Source organism: Paramesorhizobium endophyticum, assembly GCF_014640615.1.
In the GTDB taxonomy this organism is placed as follows: Bacteria; Pseudomonadota; Alphaproteobacteria; order Rhizobiales; family Rhizobiaceae; genus Paramesorhizobium; species Paramesorhizobium endophyticum.
Map to the genome: position 1 here is coordinate 93,448 of NZ_BMHH01000001.1, position 14,855 is coordinate 108,302.

Genomic DNA, 14,855 nt, shown 5'->3' on the forward strand with positions numbered 1-14,855 from the left:
CGGTCCTCCCTCCGCTGCTTCCTTTCTCACTTTGCCGCATTGATCGGTCTTTGCAAGAGAAGCCGATGCGCGACCACAGCGGGTAGCGTCGTCAGCCCAACACCCTATCTTTCACTCGTCAAGAAAATTTGATGACCGTCAGCGCTTCTCCATCACTGACAAAGCGCCCACAGTTCATGACAGGCAGATGAAGCGGATTCGCTAACCTAAATTCCCCGCAATAAAGGAAATGCTTTGTCTGCTTTTCCGCAGGCAGGCGGATTGGTTTTTCCGCCACTTTTTCAGTAAGCATGATGTCCAGCAAAGACTCCCCTCTCCTGCCCTTCCGCTACAAGACCTTCCGTTCCCTGTGGTCCGCGACGCTGGTTTCGAACCTTGGCGGGCTGGTGGAGGGTGTGGGCGCGGCTTGGCTGATGACGAGCATCGCCACGTCGCATGGCATGGTGGCGCTGGTACAGTCCTCCCTCACCCTGCCGGTCATGATCTTTTCGCTGGCGGCGGGGGCGCTGGCCGACAATTTCGACCGGCGGCGCATCATGCTCACCGCGCAATGCTTCATGCTGTGCGTATCGGCCTCGCTGGCGGCGCTGGCCTATACGGACGCGCTGACGCCGTGGTTTCTCCTGAGCCTCACCTTTTTGATCGGCTGCGGCGGGGCGCTCAACAATCCGTCATGGCAGGCCTCGATGGGGGATATCGTGCCGCGCGAGCACCTGCCTGCCGCCGTGGCGCTCAACAGCATGAGCTACAACCTCATGCGCAGCATCGGCCCGGCGGTCGGCGGCATCATCGTGGCGACCGCAGGGGCGGCCTTTGCCTTTCTTTTCAATGTGTTCTGCTATTTCGCCCTCATCATCGCGCTGCTGCGCTGGAAGACCACGCCCGTCAATACCGGCCTGCCGCGTGAGCCCTTCGGCGCCGCCATGGCGGCGGGTTTCCGCTATGTGCTGATGTCGCCGAACATCCTGAAGGTGATGTGCCGCGCCTTCGTCTTCGGCCTCACGGCCATCGTCTTCCTGGCGCTGCTGCCCCTCGTCGCGCGCGATCAGGTGGACGGCACCGCGATCACCTATGGCGTGATGCTGGGCTTTTTCGGGCTAGGAGCCATCGGAGGCGCGCTTTTCAGCGTGCGCATCCGCGAGCGCTTCAGCAATGAGACGATCATTCGGGGCTCCTTCTTCATCCTCGCGCTCAGCGTCTGGGGCTTGGCAGCGAGCCGGGAAATCTGGCTGAGCTGCCTCCTCCTGATGCCCGCGGGCCTTGCCTGGGTGCAGGGCTTCTCGCTCTTCAACGTCACCGTCCAGCTTTCCACGCCGCGATGGGTGGTCGGGCGCGCCATGGCGCTTTACCAGACCGCGACCTATGGCGGGATGGCGGCGGGAAGCTGGCTCTGGGGCGCGCTTGCCGATGGCCAAGGCGTCGCGGGCGCGCTCACCATCGCGGGCGTCGTGCTGACGCTTGGCGGCCTTTTGGGCCTGGTGCTGCGCCAGCCGGATTTCGAGTCGCTCAACCTTTCCCCGGTGGAAGGGTTCACCGAGCCGCAGCTGCTCCTCGATTTGCGCTCGCGCAGCGGGCCGATCATGGTGATGATCGATTACAGAATCGCGCAGGAGGACGTGCCGGAATTCCTCGCCGCCATGAACAAGCGCCGCAAAATCCGCATCCGCGACGGCGCCCAGCAATGGGCGCTGCTGCGCGACCTGGAAAACCCTGACGTCTGGACCGAGACCTACCATGTGCCGACCTGGGTGGAATATATCCGCCACAACAAGCGGCGCACGCAGGCCGATGCGGAAGTGGGCGCCCGGCTGCGAGCGCTGCACCGTGGCGATGAGCCACCGAGGGTCCATCGCATGATCGAACGCCAGACGGTTCCGGTGAAGGACGACACGCCGCTGAAAATGGACGTGCCGTCGTCTTCTCCGGTTACGCCCTGACTACTCCTTGTTCGCCGCCTTCACGAACTCGGCAAGCTCCTTGTTATAGCGTTCCGGCTCTTCATAGAACGGGCTGTGGCCGCTCTTGTCGAAGAGCGAAAGCTGGCTATTTGAGTGAACGGCCTTGATCCGCTCGGACATGGTTGTGCGCACCAGCCGGTCATGGACGCCGTGGGTCAGCAGGACCGGGCCGGCATAATCCTTGAAGACGGGTTCGAGATCGGTCGTCCCGGTCTTAACGAAACCTTCATTGGCAGCGCGTGCGGTCATGCCGTTGATGACGAGCATGCGCCTCATCTCCTCCGCCGTCGGCTGCTGATGGAAGCAGGCGGCGAGGAAATCTGCTGTCGCCACGGTGCGTTCCGCGAGGTCGTGCGAGGTGGCGGTGCGGGTGAACACGCCTGCCTCTTCGGTCAGCAGGTCGGGCGATAGCTTCGTGACCGCATCGACCAGATTGACTCCAGCGATTTCAGCGCCGCCATATTTGCGCAAATAAGCGCCCGCCACATAGCCGCCGAGCGACCAGCCGACCAGCACGGGCTTGCGCAGCTTCGCCGCCTTTATGACAGCGGCGACATCATCCGCCCATTTATCCGCGTCGGAATAGGCATCGGGTGACGCGGGCTTGTCCGAATCGCCATGGCCGCGCAGGTCGAAGCTGACGATCCGAAAGTCCTTGAGTGCGGGATCATCGAGCTGCTTCTCCCAGCTCAACCGGCTCTGGCGCAGGCCATGGATGAAGAGGATCTCCGGCGCTTGCGGATCGCCCTGTGCCTCGCCCACCAGCATCGTGCCGTCTCTCGAGCGGACGGAGAAGGTTTCTTGGTGCGGGGCCTTTTCCTGCACGCTCGCCTGAGTCGCCACGGCGGGCCCTGCATAGGCCAGAGGGGAGACGGTGGCAGCACCCAGCGCCAGCGCGACAAGGCCGGCCACGCCGGAAAGGAAGGTGCGTCGGGAGGATTTCATCGGTTTGCTCCTTGTTTTTTAGTGATCGCTATTCAACCCATATTGACCCTGATGTCAAGTTGTTGTTTAGTGACCGTTATGGAACAGGATGCAAAACCACGCGGCGGGCGGCCCTGGAGCTTCGATCGCGACAAGGCGATAGAGACCGCGATGCGGCTCTTCTGGCGGCATGGCTATGAGGGGGTGTCGGTGGCAGACCTCACCAAGGCCATCGGCATCGCCCCGCCCAGCCTTTATGCGGCGTTCGGCAGCAAGGCGGGGCTCTACCGGGAAGCGCTTAGCCGCTATGAGGAAACGCTGGGGCTGCTCAATGTCCCCGCGATTGCCACGGCAAAGACGCTTGGCGAGGCGGTGTGGCTGCTGCTCGAAGCGGCGGTCAGGGCCGTCACCGACCCCGCGCGCGAACCCGGCTGCATGATCTCGAGCGGCATGGTGGAGTGCCAGCCCGACAACGCAGCGCTCGCCCGCGAGGCGGCCGAACGGCGCGCGGCGATGCGGGAGCGGATCGCGCGGACGCTGGAACCTTTCGCCGGGAGGGAAGAATTGCCCCGCCTCGCCCGGCATCTGGCCGCAGTGATGCAGGGCATCTCCATCCAGGCGCGGGACGGCGCGACGCGGGAGGAATTGCAGGAGATTGTCGAAGAGGTGGTGGCGGGCCTCAGGGCGCGGCAGTTATAGTGGCGCAGGCGTTAGGCTGACTGATGCTCTGGAATGACCGGAAGCACTACGGCCTTGCTGCCAACGGGAACACGGCTGTAGAGATCGATGATATCCTGATTGAACAGCCGGATGCAGCCCGACGAAACCTTGGTTCCGATCGTCCACGGCTCGACCGTGCCGTGCAGGCGATAAAAAGTGTCGCGCCCGTCGCGGAAAAGGTAAAGCGCGCGCGGCCCTAGCGGATTATTCGGGCCGCCCGGCAGGCCATCCTTCAAAGGCCCGTAGCGCTCGGGCTCCCGCGCGATCATGTCCGGCGTCGGTTTCCAGCCCGGCCATTCCTTCTTGGCCGCTATCGTCGCCTCGCCCTGAAAATTGAAGGCCTCGACCTTTCCCACGCCGACGCCATAACGAAGCGCCCGGCTGTTCTCGCGGATCAGATAGGCAAAGCGCTCGTTGGGATCGACTACCACCGTGCCCGGCGCATAGGAAGAGACGTAATCCACCTCCTGACGCAGGAATTTCGGGTTGACGCGCTTCAGGTCTACCCCGGCGATAGGCCATGGCTCCGAGGTAACCGGTCCGTACATTTCACGATAAACGGAATCGCCGGCTGGGCCTTTCGCCACCGGCCTTGCCGGAACCGGTATTTCAGCCGTTGCGCAGCCGCCGAGAGCAAGTGGCAGGCCAGTCATGAAAGAGCGGCGCGTGATGAGCATATGGGGATGGTCTCCTTTTTCGCCGCATGATCTTGACCGAAAAAGTCTGCAACTTTTCGGGATCATGCTCTTTTCGCCGCATGATCTTCGCCGAAAAGTCTGCAACTTTTCGGGATCATGCTCTGGCGGCATAAGGAGGTCTGGCGCGCGAAATGTCTATTGGTTATGATGGCATAGCCACCATAACCGAAAGCTATGCCATGGACATCAATGCCGCTCTTCGCGCCTTTGTCAGAACGGTCGAGAAAGGATCGATTACCGGCGCAGCCAAGGATCTCTCGATCTCCCAGCCAGCGGTTACGAAACATTTGAGGAACCTTGAGCGGCACGTCAACGCAAGGCTGCTGGAGCGCAGCAACCGCGCCGTCCGCCCGACGCCGCAAGGCCTCGCGCTTTATGAGACAAGCCGCATGGCGCTGGCCTCAATCGAAGCGGCGCTCGAAGGCGTGCGGCGCGAAACGGGCGAGATGCAGGGCACGCTCCGCATATTCGCACCCTCCTGCATCGGCGCGCAACATCTCGACCGTATCGTCATGGAATTTCAGGAGGAGAACCCGCTGGTCTGCGTAGACTTGGTGCTGGACAACCGCCATGTCGATCTCATCCACGAGAATTTCGACCTGGCGATCCGCTATGACCGGCCGGAGAATCAGGGTGTCATCGCCCGGCGGATCGGGCTCGTCCGGCGCGTTCTGGTCGCCTCTCCCGCCTATCTCAAGCGTGCAGGCCCGGTCGATTCGGTCGAGCGCCTCGCCGAACTCGACATCGTGACGACGCTTGCCTTCCTGTCGCCGCGCAACACGCTCACGCTGCATCGCGGCAGCGAGACGGTCGAGGTGCCGGTCCGCCCGAAGCTCAGAACGAACAATGCGGAGGTGATCACCCGCAGCCTCAGGGAGGGACGAGGCGCCGGACCGGTGCAGACGATCCTCATCTCAGACGATCTCGCTGCGGGCAGCCTCATCCAGCTATTGCCGGAATATTCGATCCGCGCGACGGAAATGTTTCTGACCTTTCCCTCGACGCGCTTCATGCGCCCGATCGTGCGCGCCTTCACGGATTTTCTGGTGCCCAGGCTGAAGGCAATCGAGGGAGTGGATTGAATGCTTCCCTTGAGGATTGTCCGTTTTACCGCATCGTCGGCATCACGAATTCCGCGCCTTCGCGAATGCCGGTCGGCCAGCGGCTGGTGATGGTCTTTAGCTTGGTATAGAAGCGCACGCCTTCCGGGCCGTGCATATGGTGGTCGCCAAAGAGCGAGGCTTTCCAGCCGCCGAAAGAGTGGAAGGCCATGGGCACGGGGATCGGCACGTTGATGCCGACCATGCCGACCTGGATGTGATGGGCGAATTCGCGGGCGGCGTCGCCGTCGCGGGTGAAGATCGCGGTGCCGTTGCCGAATTCGTGCTCATTGATGAGCCGCGCGGCGGTCTCGAACGTATCGGCGCGGGTGATCGCCAGGACCGGGCCGAAGATCTCTTCCTTGTAGATCGTCATCTCTGATGTCACGTGGTCGAACAGCGTGCCGCCGATGAAATAGCCGTTCTCATAGCCCTGCATCCTGAAGCCGCGGCCATCGACGACGAGCTTCGCCCCTTCCGCCACGCCGGTGTCGATATAGCCCCGGACGCGCTCCAGATGCTGCTTTGTCACCAGCGGGCCCATTTCCGCGTCAGGGTCGGTGCCGGGGCCGATCTTCAATGCACGGATACGAGGCTCGAGCTTCTCGATCAGCGTCTCCGCCGTCTTCTCGCCCACCGGCACGGCGACTGATATCGCCATGCACCGCTCGCCCGCCGAGCCATAGGCCGCGCCCATCAGCGCATCGGCCGCCTGATCCATGTCGGCGTCGGGCATGATGACCATGTGGTTTTTCGCCCCACCCAGCGCCTGGCAGCGCTTGCCCGTGCGCGCCGCAGTCTCGTAGATATAGCGGGCGATGGGGGTTGAGCCGACGAAGCTTACGGCGGCAATATCAGGGTCGTGGAGGATGGCGTCGACCGCCTCCTTGCCGCCATGCACCACATTGAAGACGCCATCGGGCAGGCCCGCTTCCTTGAGCCAGGCGGCGAGAAGCAGCGAGGCGGAGGGGTCGCGCTCGGACGGCTTCAAAATGAAGCAATTGCCGCAGGCGAGCGCCACCGGGAACATCCACATCGGCACCATGGCCGGGAAGTTGAAGGGCGTGATACCAGCGACGACGCCCAGCGGCTGGCGCAGCGAGTAACTATCCACGCGCGTGCCGACATTCTCCGTTATCTCGCCCTTGAGCAGCTGCGGCGCGGCGGTGGCGAACTCCACCACCTCCATGCCGCGCTGGATTTCGCCCTTGGCGTCCGACAGCACCTTGCCGTGCTCGGCGGTGATGATCGCGGCAAGCTCGTCTATGCGCTCCTCGATGATGTGGAGGAAGCGGTTCAATATGCGGGCGCGGCGCAGCGGCGTCGTGGCGGCCCATCCCGGAAAGGCGCGTTTCGCGGCGGCCACGGCCTCACGCACCTCGTCGGCCCCGGCGAGCGCGAGGGAGCCGGTCGCCTCGCCCGTTGCCGGGTTGAAGACAGGGGCGGACTGGCCGCTGCGGCCCGCATTAAGACGGCCGTCGATGAAATGGGAAATGTCAGTGGGCATGGCGTATCTTCCCCTGTTGCTGTTCGTCCTTTAACCGGACATCAGGATATTACAATAAAAAAGCCGACCGAAAGGCTTCCAGCGCCTGTTCCGGATCTTGCCTGGCGAAGGCCTCCATGGTGACTGGGCCGCGATAGCCCATCTCGCCCAGCGCGCGGGCGATGGCGGGATAGTTTATCTCGCCAGTGCCCGGCTCGCAGCGTCCGGGCACATCGGCCACCTGTATTTCGCCGATCCATGGCAGCGCGGCGCGGCAGGTTTCGATCAAATTCCCCTCGCCGATCTGTACATGATAGAGGTCGAGATTGAGCCGCAGGCGCGGATGGTTGACCGAGGATACCAGCGCCAGCGTGTCTTCTGCCCTGGCAAAGGGCACGCCCGGATGATCGACGGGGAGATTGAGGTTTTCCAGCGCGAAGGTGACGTTCTCCTCTTCCGCCATGCCGGCGATGCGGCAGAGCGTGTCGCGGGCTTTCAGCCACATTTTCCCGGTGATGGTTTCGCTGGGTTTTGCCGGCAGACCGCCCGCGCCGAGGCCGGTGCCGTGGAGGTTGAGACGCGCGACGCCGAGACGCTTGCCGATCTGCGCTGTTTGCCGGGCGGAGCGCAGGAGCTCATCCGCGCCTTCGTCATCAGCAAGCCTGCCGGTGAGGTAACCGTTCATGATGGAGAAGGTCGCGCCGGAGCGCTCAAGCGCGGTGAGATCATGGTCCGGCCAGTTCCAGAGGCCTACCTGGAAGCCCATTTCGTTGAGCTTTGCGCAGCGCCATTCGATCGGGCGGTCACGCCAGAGCATTTCGGCACAGGCGCCGAGGGTGAAGGGATGGGTCATGGGTAGATATCTCCGACGCAACTGCGTGCCCACCAGCCACCCCCCTCTGTCCTGCCGGACATCTCCCCCTCAAGGGGGGAGATTGGCCGACATGACGACCATCGCACCTTTTGCAACGTCTGCGATTGGTACCAAACGCCGATGAAGGCGTGATCTCCCCCCTTGAGGGGGAGATGCCCGGCAGAGCAGAGGGGGGTATTGATGGGAACAAGCATTGCAATTACCGCATCAACCGCTCGACCACCGGAGCCGCCACAAACCGCCATTTGCGCAGCGGTCCCGCCATCACATTGAGATAATACATCTCAATGCCCGGAGGCGTGCCGCATGGATGATGGCCGCGCGGGACGCAGACGACGTCGCCGTCGTGGACAGCCATCACCTCGTTCAATTGCAGATCGTCGGTATAAACCCGCTGGATGCCGAAGCCGTCCGCTGGATTGAACCGGTGGTAATAGGTCTCTTCCAGATAGGTGATCCGTGGAAAATCGTCCTCGTCATGGCGGTGGCTCGGATAGCTCGACCAGTGCCCGGCGGGGGTGAATACTTCCGTCACCAGCAGCGCATCGCAATAATCCTCGTTCTCCATGGCGATGTTGTTGATGTAGCGGGTGTTGGTGCCCTCGCCCCGCTTGGTGAGGGTAATATCTTCCGGCCCGATGCGCCTTGCCTCGTGCCCGCCTTTGCCTGGGGCGGAGCAGACCGCGATGACGCAATCTGTCTCCGCGACCGCCTGCCATTCGCTGCCGTTTGGCAGATAAAGACAATGGGGCGGCGATTTTTCGAAGACGCTCATGCGCTCGCCAAGCAAGCCCCAGTCCCGGCCCGCGCCGGTAAACCGCGCCTTGCCCTCAACCATGACGAGGATCACCTCGCGCTCGCCAGTCGCCTCCGCCACGCGCTCACCGGCGCGCAGTCGATAGAGCGAAAAGCCGACATAGCGCCATCCGGCAAGCGCAGGCGTGATTTCATGCACCTTGCCATGGGTACCGAACGGACGGTGCAGCAGATTGGGCATGGTTTTTCTCCTAAAGCATTCCATTTTTTGCTGGAGACGCTGGCGGGGCAGAGGGGGGTGTGCCGCGCTTCCATTCGAACAAGACCTTCAGATCAAACCCGCTTCCGCAGCCGCGGCCTTCAATGTCTTCAGCCCCAGCGACTGGTATTGAAACGGATTGCGCTCATCCGGGTCCTGCTCGGCTTCGATCACGATCCAGCCGTCATAGCCCGCCTCTTTCAATATCTTCAGCAGCGGCGCGAAATCGATGCCGCCTTCCTCATCTCCCGGCACGGTGAAGACCCCGGCGCGCACGCCGTCCATGAAGGACATGCCGGTTTCGCGGACCTGCCGCATAATCACCGGGCGCACATTCTTGGCGTGGAAATGGCTGACGCGATCGGCATATTTTGCCAGAACCGGCGCGGGGTCCTGACCATTGCCGCCGAAATAGCAATGACCGGCATCGAAGAGCAGCCGCGTATGCAGTCCCGTCGCGGCCATGAAGGCGTCGATTTCTTCCGGCGTTTCGACCACCGTTCCCATATGGTGATGGTAGACGAGGCGGATGCCCTGCGCCGCCGTGAACGCTGCAAGCTCCTCCACCTTCGCGCCGAAGGCTTTCATCTCATCGGACGAAAGCACCGGGCTTTGCGCCAGCGGCACGGGCAGGCCCTGAATGCTGTTCGAGGTCTCGCAAACAATGCAGACCGTGCAGCCATTGTGCTTCAACCTGTCGAGATGGCGCTGGATGGCCTTCTTCTCGTCCTCCACGGATTGGACGAGCAGGTTCAGCGAGTACCAGCCGGAGACGAAGGCTAGGCCATGAGAGGCGAGCAATTGCCTGAGAGCCTCCGGGGCCTCCGGCCAGCGATGGCCATTCTCGATGCCGTCGAAGCCGATTTCCGCCGCCTCGCGCAATATCTGCCCGGTCGGGATATTCGCGCCGAGGGTCTGGTCGTCATCATTGGCCCAGGCTATGGGGTTTGTGCCGAAGCGGATCATTTTCTTCCTCAGTTTACGAGTCTTTGCCGGGCCGCCGCTTCGAGATAGCGCGCATAGGCCTGTTTCAGCTTGTCGGTGCTTCCGACTTCCGGCACGGCGACGTCCCACCACCAGCCGGCATCGCCGAAGCCGGGGCCTTCGCTCGGGTCGGTGTCGATGACAATGACGGTCGGGATATCGCGCCCGCGCGCGGCGGCGATTTGTGCTTCGAGATCGGGAATGTCCTTGGCCTTGACCGCAAATACGCCCATGGACGCGGCATGGGCGACGAAGTCGATGCGGGGCTGCTCGACGATGTTGCAATCCCTGTAGAGGTTGTTGAACGGCTCGCCGCCGCTGGCCTGCTGGAGACGGTTGATGCAGCCGAAGCCTCTGTTGTCGGTGAGCACCACCGTGAACGGCACCTTGCGCATGACCGCGGTCGCCAGCTCCGAATTCGCCATCATATAGGAGCCGTCGCCGACGAAGCAGATCACCTCACGCTCGGGCCGGGCGAGTTTGAGGCCCATGGCTCCGGCAATCTCATAGCCCATGCAGGAATAGCCATATTCCATGTGATAGCCGCCCTGGCTTGCCTGCCAGAGCAGCTTCAGCGCGCCGGGCATCGTTCCTGCCGCGCACATGGCGATGGCGTTTTCGCCGGTTGCACGCTGCACCGCGCCGATGATTTGCGCATCGGTCGGCAGGCCATCGCCATCAGGCGCGGCGCAATGGCGGACCACGGCGGCGAGCCATTCGGTCCTGAGGGAGTCGCCGGACGCGGGGGCGCGGTGATCGCCCAGAAGCTCGCTGAAAGCCTGCAAGGCAACCTTGGCGTCGGCCACGAGGCCGATCGCGCCGTGCTTGTCCGCATCATAGCCCTGCACATTGATGGAGACGAGCTTCACATCATCGGCCTCGAACAGCGACCAGGAGCCGGTAGTGAAATCCTGAAAGCGCGTGCCGATGCCGATGACCAGATCCGCCCTGCGGGCGAGCGCATTGGCGGCGGCGGAGCCATCGACGCCCGCCGCGCCGAAATTCATCGGATGGGCCTGCGCCAGTGCGGATTTGCCCGCTTGCGTTTCCACGACGGGAATGGCGTGGCGGGTGGCGAAGCCGGCCAGTTCCTGCTCTGCCTCGCTATAGATCACCCCGCCGCCCGCGACGATTACCGGGCGCCTGGCGGCGCGGATGAGGGCGGCGACATCGGCAAGGTCACGCCGGTCCGACTCCGGCCTGCGGATGCGCCAGATTTTCGGCTCGAAGAAGGCTTCCGGCCAGTCATAGGCCTCCGCCTGCACATCCTGGCAGAAGGACAGCGTTACCGGGCCGCAATTGGCGGGGTCGGTCATGACGCGCAGCGCGCGCGGCAGAGCAGTCAGGAGTTGCTCCGGCCTGACGATGCGGTCGAAATAGCGACTCACCGGGCGGAAGCAATCATTGGCCGAAACGGTGCCGTCGCCGAAATCTTCCACCTGCTGGAGCACGGGATCGGGCCTGCGGTTGGCGAAGACATCGCCGGGAATGAGCAGCACCGGCAGGCGGTTGACATGGGCGAGCGCCGCCGCCGTCACCATATTGGTCGCGCCGGGGCCGATGGAGGACGTGACGGCCTGCACCCGGCGGCGCTTCATCGCCTTGGCATAAGCGATGGCGGCGTGCGCCATGGTCTGCTCGTTCTGGCCGCGCCAGGTGGGCAGGCTGTTGCCTGCCTCCTGCAAAGCTTGTCCAAGACCCGCGACATTGCCATGGCCGAAAATCGCCCATACGCCATCGACGAAGCGCTCACCGTCTTCCGTCATCTGGGCGGAAAGCCATTTCACCATGGCCTGCGCCGCCGTAAGCCTTACTACCGTGCTCATGCTGCCTGCTCCTTCTTCCGCGCCGCATCCCACACATCGCAAAGCCTCATGTAGCGCGCCGCCATGTCCTCGATAGCCGCTTCATCGCCGATCTCGCCCGCGAACCAGCGCCGCGCCGCATCGGCGAAAATGGTGCGGCCGACGGCGAAGCCCTTCACGAGCGGGAATTTGGCCGCGACCGCAAAACTCGCGGCAAGCTCGGCCTCCGGCGCGTCCAGCCCCAGCACGAGGATGCCGCGCGTGTGTCGGTCATGCGCCTCGATGGCGGCGATGGCGTTCTGCCAACCGGCTTCCGTCTTCATCGGTTCCAGCTTCCACCAGTCGGGGTAGATGCCTGCCGCGTAGAACTGGTGGATCAAGGTCGCGACCGTCATGTCGTCGGTGGGGCCGACCTTGGAGGGGATGATCTCAGCCAAAAATTCCAGCCGGTTGCGCCGCGCCGCCTCGAAGAGCCGCTTCACCGTTGCCTCTTGCGCGGCGCGGGTGGGAACATCGTCGTCCGGGTGGCAGAAGCAAAGGATTTTCACCACCTGCTCGCGCGCCCATTCGACAAGCCCGCCGCAATCGGAACCGAGTTCCGGTTCGAGCGTGAGAGGACGCGAGCCCGGCCATTCCGCCGGACGGCCGATCCAGAGCCCGGTGCCGGAGGCGCGGTGCAGCGCCGAGCGGCCGATACGGTTGTCGCAGAGGATGCCATAGCCCTCGGAGGTGGTGGACTGCCCCTCACCCTTACCCTCTCCCCGTGAATTACGGGGAGAGGGAGGCGTCAGCGTTGACGCTTCTTTCTGTTCTGCTGTGCCTGGCTCAATGGATAGGGCATCAGCGTGGATGCCCCCCTCGCCCCGCGAGCGGGGAGAGGGTAAGGGTGAGGGGCAATGCGCCGCCTGCACGCGGAGCGCTGCGTCGAGGCAGAGTTCCTTGAAGGCCGCGCCCTTTTCCGGCGTGTAGCCCGGCATATCCTCGAGTTGCTTGCGGTGGTCGAAGGCGAAGACGCGCATGGTCGACCAGTCGCCATTGACCCGTGTATGGCGCGTAGTGGACCAGTGAAGCTGCTCCAGCTCAGGGTCATTGCGAAGATCGGGACGCTTGACGCCTCGTTTCAGGAAGAACTGCAATTCCTCCCAGCTGGGATAGGCCGGGGTGCAGCCATGGCGGCTGACGGCGAAAGCGCCGCAGGCATTGGCGTATTTCAGCGAGGTGGGCCAGTCCGCTCCGGTCAGCCAGCCGCGCAGAAGCCCGGCGAAGAAGCCATCGCCCGCGCCCAGCACGTTGAACACCTCTATCCGGAACGCCTCTCCGCTTTGACCCTTGTCGAGGCTATCGGGAATCTCGCCCTCGAAGGCAACGGCTCCAAGCGGCCCGCGCTTGCAGACCAGCGTTGCGCCGCTCACCTCCCGAACCGCCTTCAGCGCCGCCAGCGTATCGGTCGAGCCGCCTGCGATATGGAGTTCTTCTTCCGTGCCGACGATCAGGTCGAAATAATGCAAGCTTGATTGCAGCTTGGCGGTGACTTTCCCGCTCTCGACAAACCGGCTTTCGCCATCGCCATGGCCCGCGACACCCCACAGGTTCGGGCGATAATCGATGTCGAGTGCGGTCTTGAGGCCGTGCTTGCGGGCGAGCTTCAGCGCCTTGATGCTTGCGGCCTCCGTGCGCGTGTGGGAGAGATGCGTTCCGGTGACTACGAGCGCACGGGCCGATGCGATGAAACTTTCATCGATATCGTCCTCGCAGAGCGCCATGTCGGCGCAGTTCTCGCGGTAAAAGATCAGCGGAAACTGCTTGTCGTCGCGGATGCCGAGAATGACGAGAGCGGTGAGCCGTTCCGGGTCTGTCCTGACGCCTTGCGTGGAGACGCCTTCGCGGGCAAGCTGCTCAAGGATGAAGCGGCCCATATGCTCGTCGCCCACGCGTGTGATCAGCGCGGATTTGAGGCCGAGCCGCGCCGCGCCGCAGGCGATGTTGGTGGGCGAGCCGCCGATATATTTCTCGAACGAGCCCATATCCTCCAGCCGTCCGCCAACTTGCGTGCCATAGAGATCGACGCTGGCGCGGCCTATGGTGATGACGTCGAGGGGCTTCATTTTTGGCCTCCGATCCGGACGGACGTTCCGTTTGACGCGGCCATGGCGTGGATGATGCGCTCGATCTCCAGCCCCTGCGCAAAATCCGGCCCCGCATTCGGCCCGCCGGCGATGGCGGAGAGAAGGTCCCGCGCTTCGATGACCTTCTGCTCGTTGAAGCCGAAATTATGGCCCGGCGCGGGGCAGAAGGCGGCATAGTCCGGCTGGGCCGGGCCGGTCAAATGGCGCACGAAACCGGCCTCTCCGGCGTGATGCACCCACAGTTCATTCATGTTTTCTTGGTCGAAAACGATGGTGCCATCAGTTCCGTGCACCTCCCATTGCAGGCGGCATTTTCTACCGCGCGCCACGCGGGAGGTGGCGAAAGAGCCATGCGCGCCGGAGGCAAAGCGTAAGAGCGCCATCGCGCTATCCTCATTCTCCACCGGCTTCAGCCCGTCAGGCGATGGGCGCATGGGCACGGCGATTTGCGTCTGCGCGGTGAGTTCGCTCACCGGCCCCATCAGCGCCAGCATGTGGCTGACGAGATGGCAGCCCAGATCGCCTAGCGCGCCAAGGCCACCTCCCTCGTGAGTCATCCGCCACGACCAGGGGAGGTTCGGATCGGCGGAATAATCCTCGTCATAGACCCCGCGAAAGGCGAGCGGCTCACCGATCTCGCCATTGCGGATCATCGCCCGCGCGGATTGGAAAGCAGGGCTTCTCAGATAATTATAGCCAAGGATCGTCACTTGGCCCGGATGCGCGGCGGCGACTGCTGCCATCGCCTCGGCGTCCGACAGGGTCAGCGCCATCGGCTTTTCCAGCCAGACATGCTTGCCCGCCTTCAGCGCGGCCTCGGCCATCGGGCGATGCAGGCCGTTGGGCGCGGTGATCGAGACGACATCCACCTTGGGGTCAGCAACCGCCTCCTGCCAATGGGCGGTGGCGCGGGCAAAGCCGAACTGGCGGGCGAAGGCATTCGCCGCTTCCTCGGTCGCATCACTGAGGATTTCCAGCCTCGGATGCGCGCCGCCAAACACCGCCGCGACATTGCGCCAAGCCATGGCATGGCACTTGCCCATGAAGCCTGTGCCGATGAGGGCGATGCCGAGTTGTTTTTGCGAATATGACATCATCGTCTCCGGATCGATGGCAATCCAATCGGATATGGAGCAGCTAGCCACGATCATTTGTGATTATCCTC

Annotated in this window: 13 protein-coding genes; 3 read left to right on the forward strand and 10 right to left on the reverse strand. The window is 63.4% G+C overall.

The features are described from left to right. Window positions 1-118: 118 nt before the first annotated feature. Window positions 119-304, reverse strand: a complete 186-nt coding sequence (locus IEX53_RS00500) for a hypothetical protein (RefSeq protein WP_188820387.1) — start codon at window positions 302-304, stop codon at window positions 119-121. Between IEX53_RS00500 and IEX53_RS00505 the strand changes: the two genes are divergently transcribed. Further along, on the forward strand, window positions 294-1,937 hold the full coding sequence (locus IEX53_RS00505) for an MFS transporter (protein WP_188821059.1): 1,644 nt from the start codon (window positions 294-296) through the stop codon (window positions 1,935-1,937). The two genes, IEX53_RS00500 and IEX53_RS00505, sit on opposite strands and share 11 nt — an antisense overlap. On the opposite strand, the gene IEX53_RS00510 is transcribed toward IEX53_RS00505, so the two are convergent. Next, on the reverse strand, window positions 1,938-2,903 hold the full coding sequence (locus tag IEX53_RS00510) for an alpha/beta fold hydrolase (protein WP_188820389.1): 966 nt from the start codon (window positions 2,901-2,903) through the stop codon (window positions 1,938-1,940). 78 nt (window positions 2,904-2,981) lie between these two features. Here IEX53_RS00510 and IEX53_RS00515 point away from each other — a divergent pair, with 78 nt between their 5' ends. Further along, complete coding sequence (locus tag IEX53_RS00515; RefSeq protein ID WP_188820390.1) at window positions 2,982-3,581, forward strand: TetR/AcrR family transcriptional regulator; 600 nt, start codon at window positions 2,982-2,984, stop codon at window positions 3,579-3,581. Between the two features lie 11 nt (window positions 3,582-3,592). Here the strand turns inward: IEX53_RS00515 and IEX53_RS00520 are convergent, their stop codons facing one another. Beyond that, window positions 3,593-4,279: a L,D-transpeptidase gene (locus tag IEX53_RS00520; protein WP_188820392.1), complete on the reverse strand. Its 687-nt coding sequence runs from the start codon at window positions 4,277-4,279 to the stop codon at window positions 3,593-3,595. A gap of 200 nt (window positions 4,280-4,479) precedes the next feature. On the opposite strand from IEX53_RS00520, the gene IEX53_RS00525 reads away from it, so the two are divergent. Beyond that, window positions 4,480-5,382 (forward strand): LysR family transcriptional regulator, encoded by a 903-nt coding sequence (locus IEX53_RS00525; RefSeq protein WP_188821060.1) that lies wholly within the window; start codon window positions 4,480-4,482, stop codon window positions 5,380-5,382. Window positions 5,383-5,407: 25 nt separating this feature from the next. On the opposite strand, the gene IEX53_RS00530 is transcribed toward IEX53_RS00525, so the two are convergent. The 7 genes from IEX53_RS00530 to IEX53_RS00560 all read right to left on the reverse strand — a co-directional run bounded on the left by IEX53_RS00530 (window position 5,408) and on the right by IEX53_RS00560 (window position 14,841). Next, on the reverse strand, window positions 5,408-6,907 hold the full coding sequence (locus IEX53_RS00530) for a CoA-acylating methylmalonate-semialdehyde dehydrogenase (RefSeq protein ID WP_188820394.1): 1,500 nt from the start codon (window positions 6,905-6,907) through the stop codon (window positions 5,408-5,410). 49 nt (window positions 6,908-6,956) lie between these two features. Next, window positions 6,957-7,739: a TIM barrel protein gene (locus tag IEX53_RS00535; RefSeq protein ID WP_188820396.1), complete on the reverse strand. Its 783-nt coding sequence runs from the start codon at window positions 7,737-7,739 to the stop codon at window positions 6,957-6,959. A gap of 220 nt (window positions 7,740-7,959) precedes the next feature. Next, window positions 7,960-8,757: a 5-deoxy-glucuronate isomerase gene (gene iolB, locus IEX53_RS00540; protein ID WP_188820398.1), complete on the reverse strand. Its 798-nt coding sequence runs from the start codon at window positions 8,755-8,757 to the stop codon at window positions 7,960-7,962. 87 nt (window positions 8,758-8,844) lie between these two features. Then, window positions 8,845-9,741, reverse strand: a complete 897-nt coding sequence (iolE, locus tag IEX53_RS00545; RefSeq protein WP_188820400.1) for a myo-inosose-2 dehydratase — start codon at window positions 9,739-9,741, stop codon at window positions 8,845-8,847. Window positions 9,742-9,749: 8 nt separating this feature from the next. Next, window positions 9,750-11,585, reverse strand: a complete 1,836-nt coding sequence (gene iolD / locus IEX53_RS00550) for a 3D-(3,5/4)-trihydroxycyclohexane-1,2-dione acylhydrolase (decyclizing) (RefSeq protein ID WP_188820402.1) — start codon at window positions 11,583-11,585, stop codon at window positions 9,750-9,752. Then, the gene (iolC, locus tag IEX53_RS23730; protein WP_236015975.1) at window positions 11,582-13,669 is read right to left on the reverse strand and encodes a 5-dehydro-2-deoxygluconokinase; all 2,088 of its coding nucleotides are present in this window, start codon (window positions 13,667-13,669) and stop codon (window positions 11,582-11,584) included. Before iolC ends, iolD begins: the two co-directional genes overlap by 4 nt. Beyond that, entirely contained in the window at window positions 13,666-14,841 is a 1,176-nt protein-coding gene (locus IEX53_RS00560; RefSeq protein WP_308429124.1) for a Gfo/Idh/MocA family protein, read from the reverse strand. Before IEX53_RS00560 ends, iolC begins: the two co-directional genes overlap by 4 nt. Window positions 14,842-14,855 lie beyond the last annotated feature (14 nt).

Excerpts from the sequence above, each read along its gene's own strand:
- IEX53_RS00505 (WP_188821059.1), top strand. The coding sequence starts at position 294 with ATGTCCAGCAAAGACTCCCCTCTCCTGCCCTTCCGCTACAAGACCTTC.
- IEX53_RS00510 (WP_188820389.1), bottom strand. The coding sequence starts at position 2,903 with ATGAAATCCTCCCGACGCACCTTCCTTTCCGGCGTGGCCGGCCTTGTC.
- IEX53_RS00515 (WP_188820390.1), top strand. The coding sequence starts at position 2,982 with ATGGAACAGGATGCAAAACCACGCGGCGGGCGGCCCTGGAGCTTCGAT.
- IEX53_RS00520 (WP_188820392.1), bottom strand. The coding sequence starts at position 4,279 with ATGCTCATCACGCGCCGCTCTTTCATGACTGGCCTGCCACTTGCTCTC.
- IEX53_RS00525 (WP_188821060.1), top strand. The coding sequence starts at position 4,480 with ATGGACATCAATGCCGCTCTTCGCGCCTTTGTCAGAACGGTCGAGAAA.
- IEX53_RS00530 (WP_188820394.1), bottom strand. The coding sequence starts at position 6,907 with ATGCCCACTGACATTTCCCATTTCATCGACGGCCGTCTTAATGCGGGC.
- IEX53_RS00535 (WP_188820396.1), bottom strand. The coding sequence starts at position 7,739 with ATGACCCATCCCTTCACCCTCGGCGCCTGTGCCGAAATGCTCTGGCGT.
- iolB (WP_188820398.1), bottom strand. The coding sequence starts at position 8,757 with ATGCCCAATCTGCTGCACCGTCCGTTCGGTACCCATGGCAAGGTGCAT.
- iolE (WP_188820400.1), bottom strand. The coding sequence starts at position 9,741 with ATGATCCGCTTCGGCACAAACCCCATAGCCTGGGCCAATGATGACGAC.
- iolD (WP_188820402.1), bottom strand. The coding sequence starts at position 11,585 with ATGAGCACGGTAGTAAGGCTTACGGCGGCGCAGGCCATGGTGAAATGG.
- iolC (WP_236015975.1), bottom strand. The coding sequence starts at position 13,669 with ATGAAGCCCCTCGACGTCATCACCATAGGCCGCGCCAGCGTCGATCTC.
- IEX53_RS00560 (WP_308429124.1), bottom strand. The coding sequence starts at position 14,841 with ATGATCGTGGCTAGCTGCTCCATATCCGATTGGATTGCCATCGATCCG.